This window comes from Bacillus sp. DWP3-1, from assembly GCF_049896565.1.
Lineage (GTDB): Bacteria > Bacillota > Bacilli > Bacillales > Bacillaceae > Bacillus.
Genome location: NZ_JAFCUN010000008.1, coordinates 77,465 through 96,716, shown reverse-complemented (window position 1 = coordinate 96,716; position 19,252 = coordinate 77,465). Strand labels below are relative to the sequence as shown.

Below are 19,252 nucleotides of genomic sequence, written 5' to 3'. Positions count from 1 at the left end.
CCACATGCACGTTTGCATGTGGGCTTTTATTAAAACATGTTATTTCGTTCCATACATACGGTCACCAGCATCACCAAGACCTGGGATAATGTAACCTTTTTCGTTCAATTTCTCATCTAATGCTGCAATGTAGATATCAACGTCAGGATGATGCTTTTGCATTTCTTCTACACCTTCAGGGGCAGCAATCAGACACATGAAGCGAATGTTTTTCGCCCCGCGTTTTTTCAAGCTGTTCAATGCTTCGACTGCTGAACCGCCAGTTGCAAGCATTGGATCTACTACGATAAATTCACGCTCTTCCACATCAGATGGAAGCTTCACATAATATTCAACAGGCTTTAATGTTTTCGGATCACGGTATAAACCGACATGTCCCACTTTAGCAGCTGGAATGAGTTTCAAAATCCCGTCCACCATTCCAAGACCTGCTCTTAAAATTGGCACAACACCGAGTTTCTTCCCAGAGATCACGTTTGATTTCGCTACTTGTACAGGTGTTTCTACATCCACCTCTTCAAGCGGTAAGTCTCTTGTGATTTCAAATGCCATTAATGTTGCGACTTCATCCACTAGCTCTCTAAATTCTTTTGTTCCTGTATGAACGTCACGAATATATGTAAGTTTGTGCTGAATAAGCGGGTGATCAAATACATAAACCTTTGCCATTGCTTGCTACAACTCCTTTTCTGTCATCTTCCGGTGAACTTTGCACACTTCCTACAATTCTACATAAAAAGACGTCATCTTTCAATATGATTCGCAAATCCTACAAAAAAAAACCCACATGCCAATAATAGGCAAATGGGTCTGCTTTTTAATAATCTAATTCGTTATATAGAGGGAAGCGGGCAGTTAGATCAGATACACGCTTTTTCGCTTCTTCTAATTTCGCTTCATCTTCATGATGTTTTAGAGCAAGCGCAATAATGGAACCGACTTCTTTCATCGCCTCTTGATCGAAACCGCGGCTTGTCACTGCTGCTGTACCAACACGTACACCACTTGTGACAAAAGGTTTTTCTGGATCATAAGGAATCGCATTTTTGTTCACTGTAATCCCGATTTCATCAAGAACATTTTCTGCAATTTTTCCTGTGATGCCAAGAGAACGCAAGTCGATGAGAACAAGATGGTTATCCGTTCCACCAGATACAAGCTGAATATTTTCAGATAACAGGGTTTCAGCTAGCTGCTTTGCATTATCAATGACGTTTTGTGCATATGTTTTAAAATCTCCGTTCAATACTTCACCGAAAGAAACAGCTTTTGCAGAGATGACATGCATCAGTGGTCCACCTTGAATACCAGGGAAGATCGATTTGTCGATCTTTTTACCAAACTCTTCACGGCATAGGATCATTCCGCCGCGAGGTCCACGCAATGTTTTGTGAGTTGTCGTTGTCACAAAATCTGCATAAGGAACTGGATTTGGATGAAGACCTACTGCAACAAGACCCGCAATGTGAGCCATGTCGACCATAAAGTAAGCACCGACTTCATCCGCAATCTCACGGAACTTTTTGAAATCAATTTGACGTGGGTATGCACTTGCACCCGCAACAATTAGCTTTGGCTTATGTTCACGTGCTTTTTCAAGTACATCTTGGTAGTCGATATGCTGCGTTTCTTTATCGACACCATATTCTACAAAGTTGTACTGTACACCACTAAAGTTGACAGGGCTTCCGTGCGTTAAATGCCCGCCATGTGATAAGTTCATACCTAGCACTGTATCGCCATGCTCAAGAATGGTAAAGTATACGGCCATATTCGCTTGAGCACCTGAGTGAGGCTGTACGTTCACATACTCAGCACCAAAAATTTCTTTTGCGCGGTCACGTGCGATATCTTCTACAACGTCTACATGTTCACAGCCGCCATAGTAGCGTTTACCAGGGTAGCCCTCTGCATATTTGTTTGTTAATACAGAGCCCTGTGCTTCCATGACTGCTTCGCTTACAAAGTTTTCTGATGCAATTAATTCAATTTTGTCCTGCTGGCGTTTCCGCTCTAGTTGAATTGCCTTGAATACTTGTGCGTCTTGCTCAGGTAAATGTTTCATCAGCGAAATCCTCTCCAATCTATTTCCATTCGATGTTTTCACCATCTCATTGTACACGGTTTTTGAGTGAAATGTAAAAGTTTTTTTGGGAAATCGACTTCTTTTTTTGCGAAAAACCGAATATTCAAGCGGTGAAGCGTCTTCATCATTCAACATTATATTAGAAATATATCTAAGCTATGATCTTGTATAAACCGCTCGTTCTCCGCCAATCAGCTTCGGACGCGTTTTCGCAAACGTCACATGTGCATGTCCTAATTGATGACGACTGAGGCGAACAGGTACAGCGACTCTCTTTAGATGCATCCCAATCAATGTATCACCGATATCGATTCCAGCATGCGCCTCGATGGATTCAACTAACACAGGATGTTCCATGTGCTGATACGCATGAGCCGCCATCGAACCACCCGCCTTTCGGACAGGTACTGCCGCTACAATCTCTAGGTTAAGCCGGAAAGCCACTTCTTCTTCCACAACAAGAGCACGATTCAGATGCTCACAGCACTGGAAAGCGAGCTCAATGCCAGTCTCTCGTCTTAGCTGATCCAATTCTTGATAGATAGACGCAGCAATTTGCTCACTTCCTGCTGTACCAATATGCTCGCCAGCCACTTCCGATGTACTGCAGCCGATGACTAAAATTTGTCCAGCACGCAGTTCGACCATTTGATGAAACTCTTTTAACATTTCAAGCCAATCTTGACCAATGTTCATGTTAAGCGCTCCTTATAGGTGCTTTTCTTCGTAATCAGCGATTTTACCAATCCGCACAGCATGTCGTCCTGCCGTAAATTCTGTTGTCAGCCAAATGTGCGCAATCTCACGTGCTAATCCAGGTCCAATAACTCGCTCTCCCATCGCAAGGACGTTTGTATCATTATGTTCTCTAGTCGCTTTCGCACTAAATGTATCATGCGCCAGCGCACAGCGAATTCCTTTCACTTTGTTTGCTGAGATGCTCATACCGATGCCTGTCCCGCAAATTAAAATGCCGCGGTCGACTTCTCCGTTTGCCACCATATTAGCTACAGGAAAAGCATAATCTGGGTAGTCTACAGAACCTGATCCACATTCACAACCCATATCAATGTATTCAATCTTCAATTCATCCATCAGTTGTTTGATTTCTTCACGAATATTCGTTCCGCCGTGATCGGATGCAATGGCTACTTTCATCGGGCAATTCCTCCTAAGGGTGAGTTGATCTGTCATGCCTTACATTTATTCTTTATTTATAGTTATATTTTAACCTCTGCCTAGTCATTTGCAAACAAAAGCAGAAAAACCGTTGACGCAACGGTTTTACAGGTTGTCCATTATGAGGATGTCTGATCTTTTTTCAATCTCTCAGCCAGTGGAAAGAGCAATGCTTCAAGTTCATCACGTGTTTCCTGATAAACAGACAGACTTCCTCCAAACGGATCGGATACATCGCCTTCTGTTCCTGTCGCAAATTCCTTTAGAGTGAAGATCTTGTCTTTTGCATGCGCATATTGCTCCACAATCAACTGTTTATGCTGCATGGTCATGGTGAAGACGTAATCTGCTTCTCGCAGAAGATCCTCTGTCAGTTTTGATGAAGAATGGTTCAGTGGAATGCTTTTCTCAAATAATGCTTCGACCGCTTGAGGAGAAGCCTTCCCAGCATCTGAGGCAAAAATGCCCGCTGATTTAACAGTGACCTCTAAACCTTTATCATGTGCAATTGAAGCAAAAAGGGCTTGAGCCATAGGACTTCTGCATGTATTTCCCGTACAAACAAATAAGATTTTCATCTTTCGCCCTCCTTTTCTTCTATTATATAGCATTTCATTCTACATGTTATGTAAGGAGACTGACTAGAGCGGAAATAATAATTTGATACCAAAGGCTAGTAAAATGATTCCGCCAAGCGCCCCGCTATATGATCCAACCCATGATCGAACCTGTTTACCGAGTAATAATCCAAGCCATGTGAGGATCATACTAAAAAAACCAAACAATAAAATGGTCATCCACACGTGAGAACCGTAAATTCCGAGACTTAAACCAACGGAAAAACTGTCTAAGCTGACACTTGTTGCAAAAAGAACGAGACCAGCCCCAACAGGTGCGATAAATGGTTTATCCTCTTTGCGAATAGACGCAACGATCATTTGCAGCCCGAGCACCAAAAGCAGCGCCCCGCCGATATAGGTGGCAAGGAGACCGAGCCAGCCTGATAGGAGCTGACCTGTCAGCATACCAAAAAGCGGCATAAACATATGAAATATCCCAATGACAAGTCCAATATAAATGATCTGGCGGAACCTCAGCTGAACCATCCCCATGCCAAGTCCAACCGAAAAAGCATCCATTCCCAGTGCAAAAGCCATGATGCTGAGCGTCAGCAATTCGCCAGCTAGTTCGTACATGTAAATCCCCCTTGGACACGCATTCTCCTTTAACCTATGTTTGTCCTAGAAGGGTTAGAACTATTTGAACGAAGAGAGGGTACGCCCTCCTGCCGCTTTTTGCAGACGGTTCATGATCGCTGAACCCACTCCCTGCTCTGAAAAGGCTTCTGAAATAATGACATCTACATCTGTCTCATCAAATTGTCTCAGTACACGATATAAGTTTGCCGCAATCGTTTCAGGTTTCCCTCTCCATCCACAGCTGAAAACAACATCTGCCGCAAACAACGATTTCTTTTCTTCTGTTGTCAGCACGCCCACTTTTAGACCTTCTGCCTGGTATGTTTGAATGTGATGCTGCATCTCTTCATCACTTCCAGAAAAAAGATACATTTGAGCTTCAGGTGCATAGTGTGTGTATTTCATTCCTGGCGATACAGGCGCTTCGTCCTTTTTTGTCAGCCCCGGGTCGATACTGACCGCTCCAACTACCTCTTCTAAAGCTTCTTTTGTAATCCCGCCAGGCCTTAAGATCACTGGAATCTCGTCGACACAGGATACAACCGTTGACTCAACGCCAATTCCAGTTGAACCGCCATCGACAATTCCAGCGATTCTTCCATCGAGATCACTCGCTACATGGTCAGCTTGTGTCGGTGAAGGTTTGCCTGAACGGTTGGCACTTGGTGCGGCAATCGGCAGACCAGCTGCTCGGATGAGCTCAAGCGCAATCGGATGGTCAGGCATTCTCACACCGACCGTGGATAAACCTGCTGTGACCTGCTTTGATAAAGCACCCGGCTTACATGGAAGAACAATGGTTAAAGCGCCCGGCCAAAAGGCTTCCATCAGCGCCTTTGCTTTTTCACTTTCTATTTGCGCAAATTCGTGAAGCTGCTGAACCTCCGCAATGTGGACAATCAATGGATTATCACTTGGACGCCCTTTCGCTTCATATATTTTCATGACAGCTTCTGTCTCTTTCGCATTTGCCCCTAGTCCGTAAACAGTCTCTGTCGGAAAAGCGACCACTTCGTTTTGCTGCAATAACACAGCTGCCTGTTCAATTTGTGGATAGTATGTGGATAAACTCTTTTCTAAATCCACAGACCACCTTTTTGTATTTAACATCATACAAACTCCTTTTAAAAAAGATAAAACTGTTGATATATCTCAATTATCCTTTTGAAAGTATAAAAGATGATGATCAATAAAACAAGCGTTGTCCACAATTTGTGGATAACGCTTGTTTAACAGTGGATAAGTATGTGTATAAGTCCAGTATGTTGTGATTAACTTCCTTTTTTATGAAGAACCACAGCTTGTTCTTTCGCCAATATCTCTTTTGCATGTGCAGATACCCACATGCTTTCTGGAATGTCCTCTAATGGCGTGAAGCCCATCAATGCCAAAAAGTCATGTGAGGAGGAGTGGTTTGCGACGACATAAAAAGTATCCACGCCTATTTTTCCTCCGATCGTTTGAACACTTTGGAACAAAGACACGATGTGTCCCTGACCTAGTTTATCTGATATGACAAGGGACCGCAGCAAGCCCTCTTGTTCACTAAGCTGTTCAAGACCTAAACACCCCGCCAGCTGACCGTCCGCATCTTCCATGACAACAAATGTCGTACGCTCTGCAAGCGTGACGCCACCTTTCGCTTGTCCCTTTTCAAGAAAAGCATTGATCGCTGGGGCATCTTCTTCTGTGGCTATTCTTAATTGATAATACATGCTTTCACCTCTTTTTGATCTCTTACTTCAACTCTATGAGGCAAAAACAGATTTATACCTTTTTTAGGAGAAAAGACTAGAGACCCATTCGAATAAAAAGAATTTCACTTCACCGGTCTCTTCTTTCTCTTCTTTCACCACTTCATTAACAGACTCATCTGTTTGCTGCGCTGTCACTTGGTTATCCTCATCCCCCTCTGGCGATGCGATGGCTTCTCCATTTGAAAAATCGATAAAGCAGAGCGGCGGGAATAACACACACCACCAATTGGCTCCATCCCCTTCTCCAAGTGTAATTAAAATGGCTTCATATTCCCCTGCAGGATAGACGAAATTCCCATATAGCTTTGTTGGAAATGAGGCTTTTTGAAAGCTGACTGAGACGGATTGATCAATGTGCTGTTCCTTCAATTTCGCTTTGGCAATACGATTGATTTCTGGCAGCTTGGTCCGAATTACACGTCTTGCTTCTTCAATGGACGTGAGGTCTTTAACCCACTCTGTCATATTGGCATTGACCTCGTCACGAATGCTTCTTTTCACATCCTGATCCGCTGAACGATCGCTATTTGCTAAAATGCGTAAACGGATCGCTTCGTCTGGTATTACAACAGGCTGATTTGCAGAAGCAGCCGCTGTCTCCTCCCTTCCAAGGTTTGCAAAAGCACCGCATAATAATAGAAACATATAAAGACAAATCATCATTTTACTTTTAAACATGATGTGTTCCCCCCACTTTTTCTCTTCGCTACAAACATTGTGTCCAGGAAACCCATCTCATAAACAGACAAAATGATTTTTTTAATAGATTATAAGTCAAATCAAAAAAGCCGTCCCATTAAGAACGGCTTTGGAGTGAGGATTGGTAATCGGAAGGGTACAGTCTCCCATCCCAATCTCGGCTGATTTTTAACCCTGATTCTGTTTTGATGACAGTCATTGCTCCTTTTTTCTTGATTTCTTTTTTAACCTTTCCTTTTTGATCAATAAATTGAATCATCATTTCATAGTCAAATTCAATTCTGTCATCGCTTTCATCTGAAGGCGTAAACGTAATTTTCTTCAGCTTAATTTGACAATCTTGATCCTTTGCTGCTTCTAACACGCTCGGGAACATGCTGTCTTGTGTATATTCTTGATATTCATGCTCAGTTAAATAAAACTTCAGCTTCTCCTTCATGTCAGTTAGGTCATCTGTTCGATTCACTGTGTATTGTGCTTTTTTATAGCTTTCTCCAAATGCTGCTGCTTCTTTTTTAAAGCTCGGTTTACCACAAGCACTCACAATCAATAGTACACTGACGATGACCAACACCATCGCATACCTTCTGTTCACACCATTCGCTCCTTCAAAACAAATTTATGTAAAAAAATCATGATCAGAATGTTCATTCTTCTATATATACGTTTCTCTTTTACCATAAGTTTCATCTTTACATAATAAAATAGTCCGACTTTTTCAGCCGGACTTTCCGTTTTGAATGTGTGCGCAAACAGCTCGGTCTTTCCCGTTTATGTCCTTGACGATGCGGACATCTGCCGCGGGAAATGACTGCAAGAGATGTGCTTTTACATCTTGCCCTTGCGTATGTCCAATTTCAAAGACAACGACCGCCTGCTCATGAAGTACCCAGTGAAGATCACGAATGAGACGCTTGTAAAACCACAGACCATCACGTCCATCTGTCAGCGCATTCTCTGGCTCATGCTTTGTAACCACCTCTGACAAACTGTCCATTTCTTCTGCTGCAATATAAGGTGGATTGGAAATAAACAGATCCACTTTGATGCCTTGATCCATGATAGGTTCGAGTAAGTCACCTTGTAAAAAATGGACGTCTGCACCAAGCGCTTGTTGATTCCGCTTTGCTACCGCAAGTGCTTCATGTGAAATATCCGTTGCTGTGACAGATAATGTTTCTTTTTCAAGAGCCAGCGTAATCGCAATTGCCCCGCTTCCTGTGCCAACGTCCACTGCTTTGAGCGGCTGATCGTGCGGGAAGACGTCACTCACCAGATTCAGCGCCGCCAAAACGACCTCTTCCGTTTCAGGACGAGGAATGAGAACATGTTTGTTCACCTCGAAGGGACGGCCGTAAAAGAATTCAATACCCGTTAGATGCTGAACAGGCACGCCTTTCTTATGCTGCGTGACAAACTCGCTGAACAACCGATCTTGCTCCTCTGGCAGCAGATCATGAAAACGTGCAAGAAGTTCACTTCTGCTTAGGCCCAGTACATGCATCAAAAGGAGCTCTGCTGCGTTTTGGTCTCTACCGGCTTCCGTTAACAAAGAAGAAGCCCATTTAAGGGCTTCAAAGATGGTTCGCTGATTATTTTGCATTTTGAAGCTTTCTTGCTTGGTCTTCCATAATTAATGCATCTATGACCTCGTCAAGTTTTCCCTCTAAAATTTGATCAAGCTTTTGAATCGTCAATCCGATGCGGTGGTCCGTTACACGGTTTTGCGGGAAATTGTACGTACGGATACGCTCTGAACGATCCCCTGTTCCAACAGCAGATTTACGCGTTTGATCATATTCAGCCTGTGCTTCACGCTGGAATTTATCATAAATTCTCGCACGCAACACTTTCATGGCTTTTTCTTTGTTTTTGATTTGCGACTTCTCATCCTGACAGGATACAACCACACCTGTTGGAAGGTGAGTTAATCGAACAGCAGACATGGTCGTATTGACACTTTGTCCGCCAGGTCCGCTTGATGTGAAAGTATCTACACGGATGTCTTTTTCATGGATATCAATTTCAACTTCTTCAGCCTCAGGCAAGACAGCAACTGTCGCTGTTGATGTATGAATCCGTCCGCCTGATTCTGTTTCCGGAACACGCTGCACGCGGTGTGCGCCGTTTTCAAACTTTAGTTTGGAGTATGCGCCTTTCCCGCTGATCATAAAGATAATCTCCTTATAACCGCCTGTGCCAGTGACACTCGCTTCCATCACTTCCGTTTTCCAGCCTTGCATTTCAGCATAACGGCTGTACATACGGTAAAGATTTCCAGCAAAAAGCGCGGCCTCTTCTCCTCCCGCTGCACCACGAACCTCCACAATAACGTTTTTGTTGTCATTTGGATCTTTCGGGATCAGCAAGATTTTCAGCTCGTCTTCTAAACGTTCCGTTTCCTCTGTGAGCTCTGAAATTTCTTCTTTGACCATGTCGCGCATCTCGGCATCCAGCTTCTCTTCCAGCATTGCTTTCGCTTCACTTAACTGGTCGTATGCCGCACGATATTGTCTATATACCTCAACAGTTTCTTGAATATCAGATTGTTCCTTCGAATATTCACGAAGCTTCTTAGGGTCGTTCACCACTTCAGGATCACTTAAATATTCATTTAGCTTTTCATAGCGTTCTTCAATTGATTTTAAACGGTCTAACATGGTCTTCACCTCTGTTTTGTGCGTAACAGTCTAATTATAGTATAGCGGGGTATGACAGTCAAAAAAATTTCCAAAACAATTGATTTTCTGCAATTTTCCGCTAGAAAACACGATCTTTGGCGATTGGTTACTTGTTTTGTCTAACGTGAAGGAACAGGTCCTCCTTGAAGAGAATGGTACTTATAATTGAAAAAAGGGAGGGCATTTGGTTTGAATACAAATGAGGTTGCAAAAGAAATTGGTGTTTCTTCAAAAACGATTCAGCGTTGGGTTAAACAGCTCAACATCCCTGTCGCCCGGAATGAACTTGGACATTATGAATTTCATGAAGATATTGTACAGCTGCTCAAAGAAGTCAAACACCAAATGAGTGAAGGTGTGATCCTCCAAGACATTCGACTGCCAATCCACGAGGAAACCGTTCAACAGTTATCACCTGCTGCAGAAACTGATGCCTCCACAAGGCGGATTGAAGCATTAGAAAAGCAAGTGAAACAGCTCATTCAGCAGCAATTGCATGTCACTGATGTAGAAAATCGACTGCAAGAACTCGAACGGAAACTGGCTAAAAAAGCAGATGAAGGTGTATCATACCAGCTGCTTCAGCACCGCAGAGAAATTGAAGATCTCACCACTAAACTTGAGCGTCTTGCCGCGAGCTTGAAACAACCCTCTCAAATAGAAGAAAAAAAGGAAATCACACACCCTGACATCAAAAAAAAGCGTGTGCTCTTCCCTCTGTTTCATTCATTTCGCTAAGAAAGGCTGCCTCATGAGGCAGCCTTCTACTATATTATACGGTAAGTGCAATAATGATCGGTAATGTAATGAGTGACATAATGGCACTGATCACAAATGCGGATGCAGTTTCTGCCTCTTGTTTCTCAAATCGTGTTGCGATCATCGCTGCAACAGCTGAACCTGGGAAGGCAACAAGTAATACAGCTTTTGTAATTTCATCAGCCGAAAGACCCATAAGAACGGCAATAAGATACATAAGCAGCGGTTGTACAGCTACTTTTAATAGTGCAATACTGAATGCTGGTAAGCTCAGTTTAATTTTTCGAATACCTACAGTGACACCGACTGCGAATAGCGCAACCCCTGATGTCACACTTCCGATTTCCTCTAACATTTCATGTCCGATTTCAGGAAGTTTAAATCCTAAAAGTACAAGAATGATACTTGCTAGCGGTGCAAGTGCAAGCGGCTCTGATAAACCGTGCAAAATCGCTTTTGTCGTCATTTTTAGGAAACTTTCGCCGTCTTTGGCTTTTCCTTTTGTTTTTTCACCGACAGTTGACACAATAATGGCAATTGGATCAAGCAATGCATTTACAACTATTCCGGTAATAGCAATCGGAATTGCAACTTCTTGAGCCCCAAATAAACTACCCAAGACCGGAATCCCCATAAATGCAAAGGTCGGTTGTGCTGAGTTTAACGAGAAAACAGATGAATCTGTTAAATCATATTTAAAAGCAAATTTCGTAACTAAAAGGATAATGATATAAAAACCAACGATTCCGAAAATCAATGCAACGAAAAATGGAATTTGACTATAGAATTTATCTTTTGGTGTTGACAGAATGCTGGCGATAAAGTGCGCTGGCAAAGCATACTTTGTAACAAGTGTACTTACACCTTTTGCAGATTTAGCGTCATAGCTGCCGAAGTTCCCTGCGAACCAACCCAGCGCGATAACGAAAAAAATCGGTGCTAGGAGGATCAAAATATTTAAAAAGTCCATCTTACTATTCCTCCTTGAATCCTTTACATGTCTCTTATTTTATTGCGGCATTGCTTAGATTACCCGAAACAATGCCGCGTTACACTTTTTATTATGCTCTTACAATTTTTTTATATTCAGGAATCCACATTGCATCTTTCACAGCTTGTTCGATGTTGTCAGGCGTTTTTCTTGCGACACCATCTTCAATAGCTGCTTTCGCTACTTCAACAGCCACATGGATTGACACTTCTTGCAATTTATCAATGCTTGGCAGTAGACCAGCACCTGGTTTCTCATGATCAACCATTTCAGCAATTGCATTCGCAGAAGCGACGAACATGGCTTTTGTGATGATTTTTGATTCTGTTACGATCGAACCAAGACCAAGTCCAGGGAAAACGAACGCATTGTTTGATTGTCCGATTTCATATTCGATTCCGTTATACTCAACGTTTTCGAACGGGCTTCCTGTCGCAATCAGTGCACGGCCGTCTGTCCATTTGAATAGATCCTCTGGCACTGCTTCAGCAAGTGGTGTTGGATTAGACATTGGCATGATCACTGGACGCTCTGTATGAGCTGCCATTTCTTTAATGATTTCTTCAGTGAATGCACCGCCTTGACCTGATGTACCGATAAGGATTGTTGGCTTCGCTTGGCGAACAGTTTCAGCAAATGAGATTTGTCCTTTTTCATCGCGTGCCCAGCCTTCTACTTCAGCAGAAGAACGAAGGTATGGTTTTTGGAAATCAAGCACTTCATCTTCAAATTGATCTGTTAGCAAACCTCTGTAGTCTAATGTCCAGAATGCATTGTTGGCTTCTTCTTCCGTTAGACCTTCAAGGACCATTGCGTCACGCACTTGATCTGCGATTCCGATACCAGCTGATCCAGCTCCGAAAATGACAACACGGTGATCTTTCAATTGAGTACCAGTTTTCTTGACAGCTGCAAGAACACCCGCTAAAGTAATGGCACCAGTACCTTGAATATCATCATTGAACGTTAAGATGTTATCATTGTATTTTTTCATGATGTTACGCGCATTTTTGTTTCCAAGGTCTTCCCAGTGAAGTAAGGCTTTCGGGAAGAATTTAAGCGCTGCTTTTACATAAGCATCAATGAATTCTTCGTATTTTTCACCTTGTACACGTTTGTGATGGTTTCCGATGTATAATGGATCATTCAATAATTTTTCATTGTTTGTGCCAACATCTAATACGACTGGAATTACGCGGCTTGGATCAATACCTGCTGCAGCCGTGTAAACAGCTAATTTACCGATTGCGATGTTGATACCACCAACACCCCAGTCACCAATTCCAAGAATGCTCTCAGAGTCAGTTGCAACGATAAGGTCAATATCTCCTGCTGTTGCATGTAAGTTTTCAAATGCTTTCTCAATGCCGTCAATGTTGTCGATTGAAAGATAGACACCATGAGGTCTTCTGTATTCATGGCTGTATTCTTGAATCGCTTCACCAACAGTTGGTGTGTACACAACAGGAAGCATTTCACGAAGCTTGTCTGTTAGAAGCTTATAGAACAATACTTCGTTACGGTTTTGCAAATCACTTAAGTATACGTTTTGACGAAGACGATCTGGCTGTGCCAGAAATTGCTTGTACGCTCTCTCCGCTTGTTGTTCTAGAGTGAGAACAGTTGGAGGAAGTAAGCCTTCTAGTCCAAGCTCTTGTCTTTCTTCTTCAGAGAAAGCAACGCCTTTGTTCAACGTTGGAATCGATAATACATCTTTACCTGACAAAGTGGTTTCGAGGTACCCTTCTTTTGTTTTCTTCACGTTGTTCATCAAAAACTACCCTCTTTCTAAAATATAAATAAAGTGAACTATTAATTTAAAGAACGATTAAGGAGGAAAATCCTTAATCAAAAAAATTATGACAAGAAATCGAACTTTTCGTTAAAATGCTTTACACTACAGTTAGTCATTTTATGCCTGCTTATGCTAAAACGCAAGCGTTGAAAATTAGATAATTTTTTCGTAGCGTTATTTAATTTATTTAAGTACAAATGATGGGTGTTCAGCCAAAATCTCGAAAAACGAAACACAGCGGCATTTGCTATTTTTTTAATTGTCAAGTGTTGTACCAACGTCAAGTCTTGGTACTTCATGGTGATGTCTGCATCGTGCTTCGTATGATTCCTGCGCACCTACTAAAATAATGGGATCATCATAGGATGCGGGTTTACCGTCGATCAAGCGTTGTGTTCTACTCGCTGGGGAGCCGCATACCGAACAAACTGCTTGAAGTTTTGTTACAAGCTCTGCACATGCCATTAAATGCGGAACAACACCAAATGGCTCTCCTCTGAAATCTTGATCAAGGCCTGCAACAATGACTCGGTAACCTTTATCAGCCAATTGAGTGACAATGTCAATGATTGTCTCATCAAAAAATTGCACCTCATCAATGCCAATGACATCGGTTCTTTCTGATATGTGCGTTATTATGTCTTTTGGTGAGGCTACTGCAATCCCATCGACTGATGAACCGTTATGTGAGACAACTGAGCTTGTACTATATCGGTTATCAATCGCTGGTTTGAATATTTTTACTTCTTGTTTGGCAAAGGTGGCTCTTTTGGCTCTCCGAATCAATTCTTCCGACTTTCCAGAAAACATACTTCCGCAGATGACTTCAAGCCAACCGCTTTGTTTCATCACATACATAAGGTCTTCTCCCCCGTTTTAAAGTTCCATCAATCCACGTAAAAAAACAGGCAAGAACGGATTCCTGCCTGTTTATTGTATCTATTATTACTTAAGACCGTATTTTTTGTTAAAGCGGTCAACACGTCCATCAGCAGAAGCGAATTTTTGACGGCCTGTATAGAAAGGATGGCACTCAGAGCAAATCTCGATGCGTACCTCTTCTTTTACTGATCCAGTTTCAAACTCATTTCCACAAGCGCATTTGACTGTAGCTTTTTTGTAGTTAGGATGAATTCCTGTTTTCATCTACTGTCATCTCCTTCCGCCCTGAATCCAATTCGGAAACAGAGTTAATATCTCAGAATAAATTCTGAAACGCACATGATGAAATTATAACAGTGTGAGTCTATGATTGCAAATGTATTTTTTCAACAAGCTATCTTCTTGATGCAGACATGTTCGCTTGTTTCCATTCTTGCGTTAAAATATCGAAAAATTCTTGGTTTGTCTTTGTTTTTCTCATTTTGCGCATGAACTTCTCAGCAAAGTCAGGTGTATCTGACATCGATTTTCTCATCGCCCATAGACGGTCAAGATGCTCTTTTGGTACAAGCAGTTCTTCTTTTCTCGTACCAGAACGACGAATGTCGATCGCTGGGAAAATTCTTCTTTCTGCAAGAGATCGGTCCAAATGAAGCTCCATGTTCCCCGTTCCCTTAAACTCCTCATAAATCACATCATCCATACGTGATCCCGTATCCACAAGCGCAGTGGCTAAAATCGTCAAGCTTCCGCCTTCTTCAATGTTACGCGCAGCACCAAAGAAGCGTTTTGGACGGTGGAAGGCCGCTGGATCAATACCGCCGGAAAGCGTTCGGCCGCTTGGCGGGATGACAAGGTTGTATGCACGAGCAAGCCTTGTGATGCTGTCCATTAAGATGATGACATCTTTCTTATGTTCAACAAGACGCATGGCACGCTCTAATACAAGCTCTGCTACTTTAATGTGGTTTTCCGGTACTTCGTCAAAGGTTGAACTAACAACATCCCCTGCAACAGAACGTTCGATATCTGTTACTTCCTCCGGGCGTTCGTCTATCAAAAGGACAATCAGCTCTGACTCTGGGTGATTTTCAGAAATGCTGTTGGCAATTTCTTTGAGCAAAATGGTTTTCCCAGCCTTAGGCGGTGCAACAATTAAACCACGCTGCCCAAACCCAACTGGCGCCATCATATCCATAATTCTAGTAGACAGGTGATTAGGCTGTGTTTCAAGAATCATTTGACGATCAGGGAATAGCGGCGTGAGTGCAGGAAAGTGAACACGTTCCTTAGCTGATTCTGGGTCGTCCCCATTTACCGCTTCTACATGAAGGAGGCCATAGTAGCGTTCATTCTCTTTTGGAGGTCGTACCTTTCCAGACACCTTATCTCCGTTTCGTAAATCAAAGCGTCTGATTTGTGAAGCTGAAATATAAATGTCTTCAGAACTTGGAGAATAGTTAATTGGTCTTAAGAAACCAAATCCCTCAGACTGAATAATTTCAAGAACCCCTTCCATAAATAAGAGATCCTCTTGCTCAGCGTTCGCCTTTAAGATGGCAAAAATTAATTCTTTTTTTGTTAGTTTGCTGTAATAAGAGATTTTGTATTTTTTTGCTAACTCATACAGCTCTTTTAATTTCATATTTTCCAAAGATGAAATCGAAACATCTTTCAATATGGACACCACACTTTTCTAGTCAATGTATTTCATTACAAATGCATGACCATTGTATTTGATTAGCTTTTAATTCCGTTTTGTTGGAATGACCTCGCTCTCATGGTAACGCTCCCACTCGTTTTATCGTAAAAGATAGGAACAATGTGAAATTGAGCTTTGTCAACATAGAGAAGGATAATGAGTATATCGTCATGATGCGGCAGTATTTAAACTTGTTGAAGCTTAAAAGAAGTAAATTCGCAGAAAATTTCGCAGCACTCTTTAGTTTTACCTCATTTGCAGAGAATATTCAACTTTAAAAAGAAAATGATATACATTTGACACCTATATGAAAAGCGGGTAATGAATACCCGCTTTCAGATTACGGACGAATGACAAGATTCGGTTTTTTCTTTAAGCTGTGTCTGCCGTCTACGAAACGAACTGTACCCGATTTCGCACGCATAACAACACTATGTGTTGTTCCAACAGAGCCTTTGAATTGAACACCTTTTAATAGCTCGCCGTCTGTTACACCAGTCGCTGCAAAAATGGCGTCGTCGCCTTTCACGAGGTCTTCCATTCTTAGGACTTTGCCAACATCCAGCCCCATTTTCTCACAGCGTCTCAGTTCTTCTTCACTTTGAGGAAGAAGCTTTCCGTGGATTTCACCACCAAGTGCCTTTAACGCAACAGCAGAAAGGACACCTTCTGGCGCTCCGCCTGAACCAAATAGAATATCAACACCTGTGTGATCAAATGCTGTATTAATGGCTCCTGCAACGTCACCATCATCGATCAGTTTAATTCTTGCTCCTGCTTCTCTCAGTTCAGCAATAATTTTCTCATGTCGATCTCTGTTTAAAATCGTTGCAACGACATCTTCAATATCTTTGTTTTTTGCTTTTGCCACAGCGCGAAGATTATCAATGACAGGCGCTTCGATGTCGATGCAGCCTACCGCTTCTGGACCTACTGCGATCTTATCCATGTACATATCAGGTGCATTCAGCAGGTTGCCATGATCTGCAACCGCAATAACAGCTAAGGCATTCCAGCCGCCGCTTGCCACAATATTTGTTCCTTCTAATGGATCAACAGCAACATCCACGCGGGGTCCGTATCCGTTCCCAAGCTTTTCCCCAATATAAAGCATTGGTGCTTCGTCCATTTCTCCCTCGCCAATGACCACTGTTCCTTTCATCGGAATGGTATCAAATACATCACGCATTGCACTTGTTGCAGCATCATCCGCTTCGTCTTTTAATCCTCTTCCCATCCAACGGGCAGATTTTAATGCGGCTGCTTCTGTCACCCGTACTAGTTCCATCGATAAACTTCTTTCCATTTTTGTCCAAATCTCCTCTCACAGTCAAAGCCTTACGAATTTTGAAGTTCTTCTATTTCTTGGTCATTCAGCTTTTCACGCCAGATGGTTGCACCCAAGCCTTCAAGCTTCTTCTCAAGCAAACTATATCCTCTGTCTATATGTTCAAGCCCTGTGATTTCGGTCACACCGTCTGCCATTAACCCTGCAACGACGAGACAAGCACCTGCACGCAGGTCACTTGCTTTGACCTTTGCTCCTTGAAGCTGCGTTTGCCCAGTTATAATGGCAGATCTACCTTCGACCTTCATGTTTGCACCCATTCGACGCAATTCGTCAATGTGCTTAAAGCGGGCTGAGTAGATCGTATCTGTGACCACACTCGTGCCTTTCGCCTTTGTTAAGAGCGCCGTCATCGGCTGCTGAAGGTCAGTCGGAAAGCCCGGATACACAAGGGTTTTGATATCGACAGGCTTGAGTCCTTCGTTTCTGCCAACGATCAGCATCTGATCGTTGCTCGTTTCAATGGTGAACCCCATTTCTCTAAGTTTCGCCGTAATTGATTCTAAATGAGTTGGGATCACATTATCAAGAACAACTTCATCTCCCATCGCAGCACCAGCAATTAAAAATGTGCCTGCTTCTATGCGGTCAGGGATGATGGAATGCTTACAGCCATGAAGAGATTCTACACCTTCGATTCGAATCACATCAGTACCCGCACCTTTGATTTTGGCTCCCATGCTTGCAAGCAGTGTCGCTACATCAATAATTTCGGGTTCTTTTGCGGCATTTTCAATCACCGTTTTTCCTTCAGCCAGTACGGCTGCCAGCATGATATTGATGGTCGCACCTACACTGACAACATCAAGGTAAATACGAGCTCCGACTAATTTTTCAGCGCGCAAATAAATCGCACCCTGCTCGTTTGTCACCTCGGCTCCAAGTGCTTCAAAGCCTTTGATATGCTGATCGATCGGCCTAGGTCCTAAGTGACATCCTCCTGGCAGTCCGATGACAGCCTGCTTGAACCTGCCAAGCATGGCTCCCATTAAATAATAGGATGCACGCAGTTTCTTCACCTTTCCATTAGGAAGCGGCATACTGATCATGGAAGAAGGATTGACGATCATTTCACCTTTTTCAAACGTAACCTTTCCGCCAATCTCTTCTAACAGATCTCGTAATGTGTCAATATCTGAAATATGCGGAAGGCCCTCAATGGTTACTGGAGAATCAGCGAGAATCGTGGCAGGAATCAGTGCCACTGCACTATTTTTCGCACCACTAATATGTACGGTCCCGCGCAAAGGGTCACCGCCGGCAATGTTTAACTTTTCCATATTTGTCTCCCTTCTTAAAGAAGATCACTGTTGGAGTTATACTGTTTGTGGATGTCGCGCTTTAAAAGGTCTTGTCCAAAATTTAGCCAATATCAAGAGAAAGAATACAGGTTAAACGAAATTTGTCGGAAGAAAAATAATCGAAGCTTTGCGAGGCTGTGATGTTCTCTTCTTTGCACAAAACATTTCTTAGCGTTTTTAAGGAAAACTGCGGCAAACGGGAGACAATCCCGCCTGCCACAATCACTTATTTATTCCAGTCTGCTAAAAATTGCTCAATGCCTGCATCCGTTAACGGGTGTTTTGTCAGCTGCTTGATGACTTTCAGCGGCATTGTGCCGATATGAGCACCTCTAAGCGCAGCTTCTGTCACGTGCTGCGGGTGACGAATGGATGCAGCAATGATTTGTGTATCTAATCCATGAACATCAAAAATAGTTTTCACTTCACTGATGAGATCGAGACCATTTTGGCCAATGTCATCTAAGCGGCCGAGGAATGGAGAGACATACGTTGCACCAGCTCTAGCTGCAAGCAATGCCTGGTTTGCACTAAAAATCAAAGTGACGTTTGTTTTAATACCAAGGTCTGTTAACGCTTTGACAGCTTTAAGGCCATCTGTTGTCATCGGTACTTTGACCGTGATATTTGGTGCGATGGCAGCAAGCTCTTTTCCTTCTTCAATCATTTCTTCTGCTTTGAGGGAAATGACTTCTGCACTGACAGAACCTGATACGACGTCAGTGATTTCGCGAAGACGGTCGTGGAATGATACGTCCTTTTCTTTCGCTACTAAACTAGGGTTTGTTGTCACGCCTGCTAAAATGCCAAGCTCGTGCGCCTCTTTGATGTCTGCGATATTCGCTGTATCTACGAAAAATAACATAACCGTGC

The 19,252-nt window shown here is 42.7% G+C and carries 21 protein-coding genes; 1 reads left to right on the top strand and 20 read right to left on the bottom strand.

The window, feature by feature from the left end:
* Nucleotides 1–39 precede the first annotated feature (39 nt).
* The 12 genes from upp to prfA all read right to left on the bottom strand — a co-directional run bounded on the left by upp (nucleotide 40) and on the right by prfA (nucleotide 9,580).
* Nucleotides 40–669 carry a uracil phosphoribosyltransferase gene (upp, locus tag ACP7A0_RS17010; RefSeq protein ID WP_003214553.1) on the bottom strand — a complete coding sequence of 210 codons (630 nt, stop codon included), beginning with the start codon at nucleotides 667–669 and terminating at the stop codon, nucleotides 40–42.
* Between the two features lie 148 nt (nucleotides 670–817).
* Nucleotides 818–2,065, bottom strand: a complete 1,248-nt coding sequence (gene glyA, locus ACP7A0_RS17005; protein ID WP_034660289.1) for a serine hydroxymethyltransferase — start codon at nucleotides 2,063–2,065, stop codon at nucleotides 818–820.
* Nucleotides 2,066–2,242: 177 nt separating this feature from the next.
* Nucleotides 2,243–2,782, bottom strand: a complete 540-nt coding sequence (locus ACP7A0_RS17000) for a TIGR01440 family protein (RefSeq protein WP_058013477.1) — start codon at nucleotides 2,780–2,782, stop codon at nucleotides 2,243–2,245.
* A 12-nt stretch (nucleotides 2,783–2,794) separates the two neighbouring features.
* Nucleotides 2,795–3,244, bottom strand: coding sequence for a ribose 5-phosphate isomerase B (gene rpiB, locus ACP7A0_RS16995; protein ID WP_003214714.1), 450 nt, complete (start codon nucleotides 3,242–3,244; stop codon nucleotides 2,795–2,797).
* Nucleotides 3,245–3,384: 140 nt separating this feature from the next.
* On the bottom strand, nucleotides 3,385–3,843 hold the full coding sequence (locus ACP7A0_RS16990) for a low molecular weight protein arginine phosphatase (RefSeq protein WP_426005829.1): 459 nt from the start codon (nucleotides 3,841–3,843) through the stop codon (nucleotides 3,385–3,387).
* A gap of 63 nt (nucleotides 3,844–3,906) precedes the next feature.
* Nucleotides 3,907–4,461 (bottom strand): manganese efflux pump MntP family protein, encoded by a 555-nt coding sequence (locus ACP7A0_RS16985; protein ID WP_034660292.1) that lies wholly within the window; start codon nucleotides 4,459–4,461, stop codon nucleotides 3,907–3,909.
* Between the two features lie 60 nt (nucleotides 4,462–4,521).
* Entirely contained in the window at nucleotides 4,522–5,574 is a 1,053-nt protein-coding gene (locus ACP7A0_RS16980; RefSeq protein WP_095285680.1) for an L-threonylcarbamoyladenylate synthase, read from the bottom strand.
* Nucleotides 5,575–5,735: 161 nt separating this feature from the next.
* Complete coding sequence (locus ACP7A0_RS16975) at nucleotides 5,736–6,179, bottom strand: GNAT family N-acetyltransferase (RefSeq protein ID WP_106061452.1); 444 nt, start codon at nucleotides 6,177–6,179, stop codon at nucleotides 5,736–5,738.
* A 63-nt stretch (nucleotides 6,180–6,242) separates the two neighbouring features.
* Nucleotides 6,243–6,899 (bottom strand): stage II sporulation protein R, encoded by a 657-nt coding sequence (gene spoIIR / locus ACP7A0_RS16970; protein WP_034660295.1) that lies wholly within the window; start codon nucleotides 6,897–6,899, stop codon nucleotides 6,243–6,245.
* A gap of 118 nt (nucleotides 6,900–7,017) precedes the next feature.
* On the bottom strand, nucleotides 7,018–7,497 hold the full coding sequence (locus tag ACP7A0_RS16965) for a hypothetical protein (protein ID WP_034660296.1): 480 nt from the start codon (nucleotides 7,495–7,497) through the stop codon (nucleotides 7,018–7,020).
* Nucleotides 7,498–7,638: 141 nt separating this feature from the next.
* Nucleotides 7,639–8,523, bottom strand: coding sequence for a peptide chain release factor N(5)-glutamine methyltransferase (prmC, locus tag ACP7A0_RS16960; RefSeq protein WP_060597490.1), 885 nt, complete (start codon nucleotides 8,521–8,523; stop codon nucleotides 7,639–7,641).
* A complete protein-coding gene (gene prfA / locus ACP7A0_RS16955; protein ID WP_034660298.1) occupies nucleotides 8,513–9,580 on the bottom strand; it encodes a peptide chain release factor 1 in 1,068 nt (355 codons plus the stop codon). Before prfA ends, prmC begins: the two co-directional genes overlap by 11 nt.
* 210 nt (nucleotides 9,581–9,790) lie before the next feature.
* On the opposite strand from prfA, the gene racA reads away from it, so the two are divergent.
* Complete coding sequence (gene racA / locus ACP7A0_RS16950; protein WP_106072972.1) at nucleotides 9,791–10,339, top strand: chromosome-anchoring protein RacA; 549 nt, start codon at nucleotides 9,791–9,793, stop codon at nucleotides 10,337–10,339.
* A gap of 34 nt (nucleotides 10,340–10,373) precedes the next feature.
* On the opposite strand, the gene ACP7A0_RS16945 is transcribed toward racA, so the two are convergent.
* From ACP7A0_RS16945 to fsa, 8 genes are all read right to left on the bottom strand, one after another.
* On the bottom strand, nucleotides 10,374–11,330 hold the full coding sequence (locus tag ACP7A0_RS16945; RefSeq protein WP_106072973.1) for an AEC family transporter: 957 nt from the start codon (nucleotides 11,328–11,330) through the stop codon (nucleotides 10,374–10,376).
* A gap of 91 nt (nucleotides 11,331–11,421) precedes the next feature.
* Complete coding sequence (malS, locus tag ACP7A0_RS16940) at nucleotides 11,422–13,122, bottom strand: oxaloacetate-decarboxylating malate dehydrogenase (RefSeq protein WP_106048104.1); 1,701 nt, start codon at nucleotides 13,120–13,122, stop codon at nucleotides 11,422–11,424.
* 279 nt (nucleotides 13,123–13,401) lie between these two features.
* Nucleotides 13,402–14,004, bottom strand: coding sequence for a thymidine kinase (locus tag ACP7A0_RS16935; protein ID WP_003214626.1), 603 nt, complete (start codon nucleotides 14,002–14,004; stop codon nucleotides 13,402–13,404).
* An 87-nt stretch (nucleotides 14,005–14,091) separates the two neighbouring features.
* The gene (rpmE, locus tag ACP7A0_RS16930) at nucleotides 14,092–14,292 is read right to left on the bottom strand and encodes a 50S ribosomal protein L31 (RefSeq protein WP_003215407.1); all 201 of its coding nucleotides are present in this window, start codon (nucleotides 14,290–14,292) and stop codon (nucleotides 14,092–14,094) included.
* A gap of 130 nt (nucleotides 14,293–14,422) precedes the next feature.
* The gene (gene rho / locus ACP7A0_RS16925) at nucleotides 14,423–15,706 is read right to left on the bottom strand and encodes a transcription termination factor Rho (RefSeq protein WP_003215202.1); all 1,284 of its coding nucleotides are present in this window, start codon (nucleotides 15,704–15,706) and stop codon (nucleotides 14,423–14,425) included.
* Between the two features lie 364 nt (nucleotides 15,707–16,070).
* Nucleotides 16,071–17,036, bottom strand: a complete 966-nt coding sequence (gene glpX, locus ACP7A0_RS16920) for a class II fructose-bisphosphatase (protein ID WP_012011567.1) — start codon at nucleotides 17,034–17,036, stop codon at nucleotides 16,071–16,073.
* Between the two features lie 32 nt (nucleotides 17,037–17,068).
* A complete protein-coding gene (locus ACP7A0_RS16915) occupies nucleotides 17,069–18,358 on the bottom strand; it encodes a UDP-N-acetylglucosamine 1-carboxyvinyltransferase (protein ID WP_034660302.1) in 1,290 nt (429 codons plus the stop codon).
* Nucleotides 18,359–18,605: 247 nt separating this feature from the next.
* Nucleotides 18,606–19,244, bottom strand: a complete 639-nt coding sequence (gene fsa / locus ACP7A0_RS16910; protein ID WP_034660303.1) for a fructose-6-phosphate aldolase — start codon at nucleotides 19,242–19,244, stop codon at nucleotides 18,606–18,608.
* Nucleotides 19,245–19,252 lie beyond the last annotated feature (8 nt).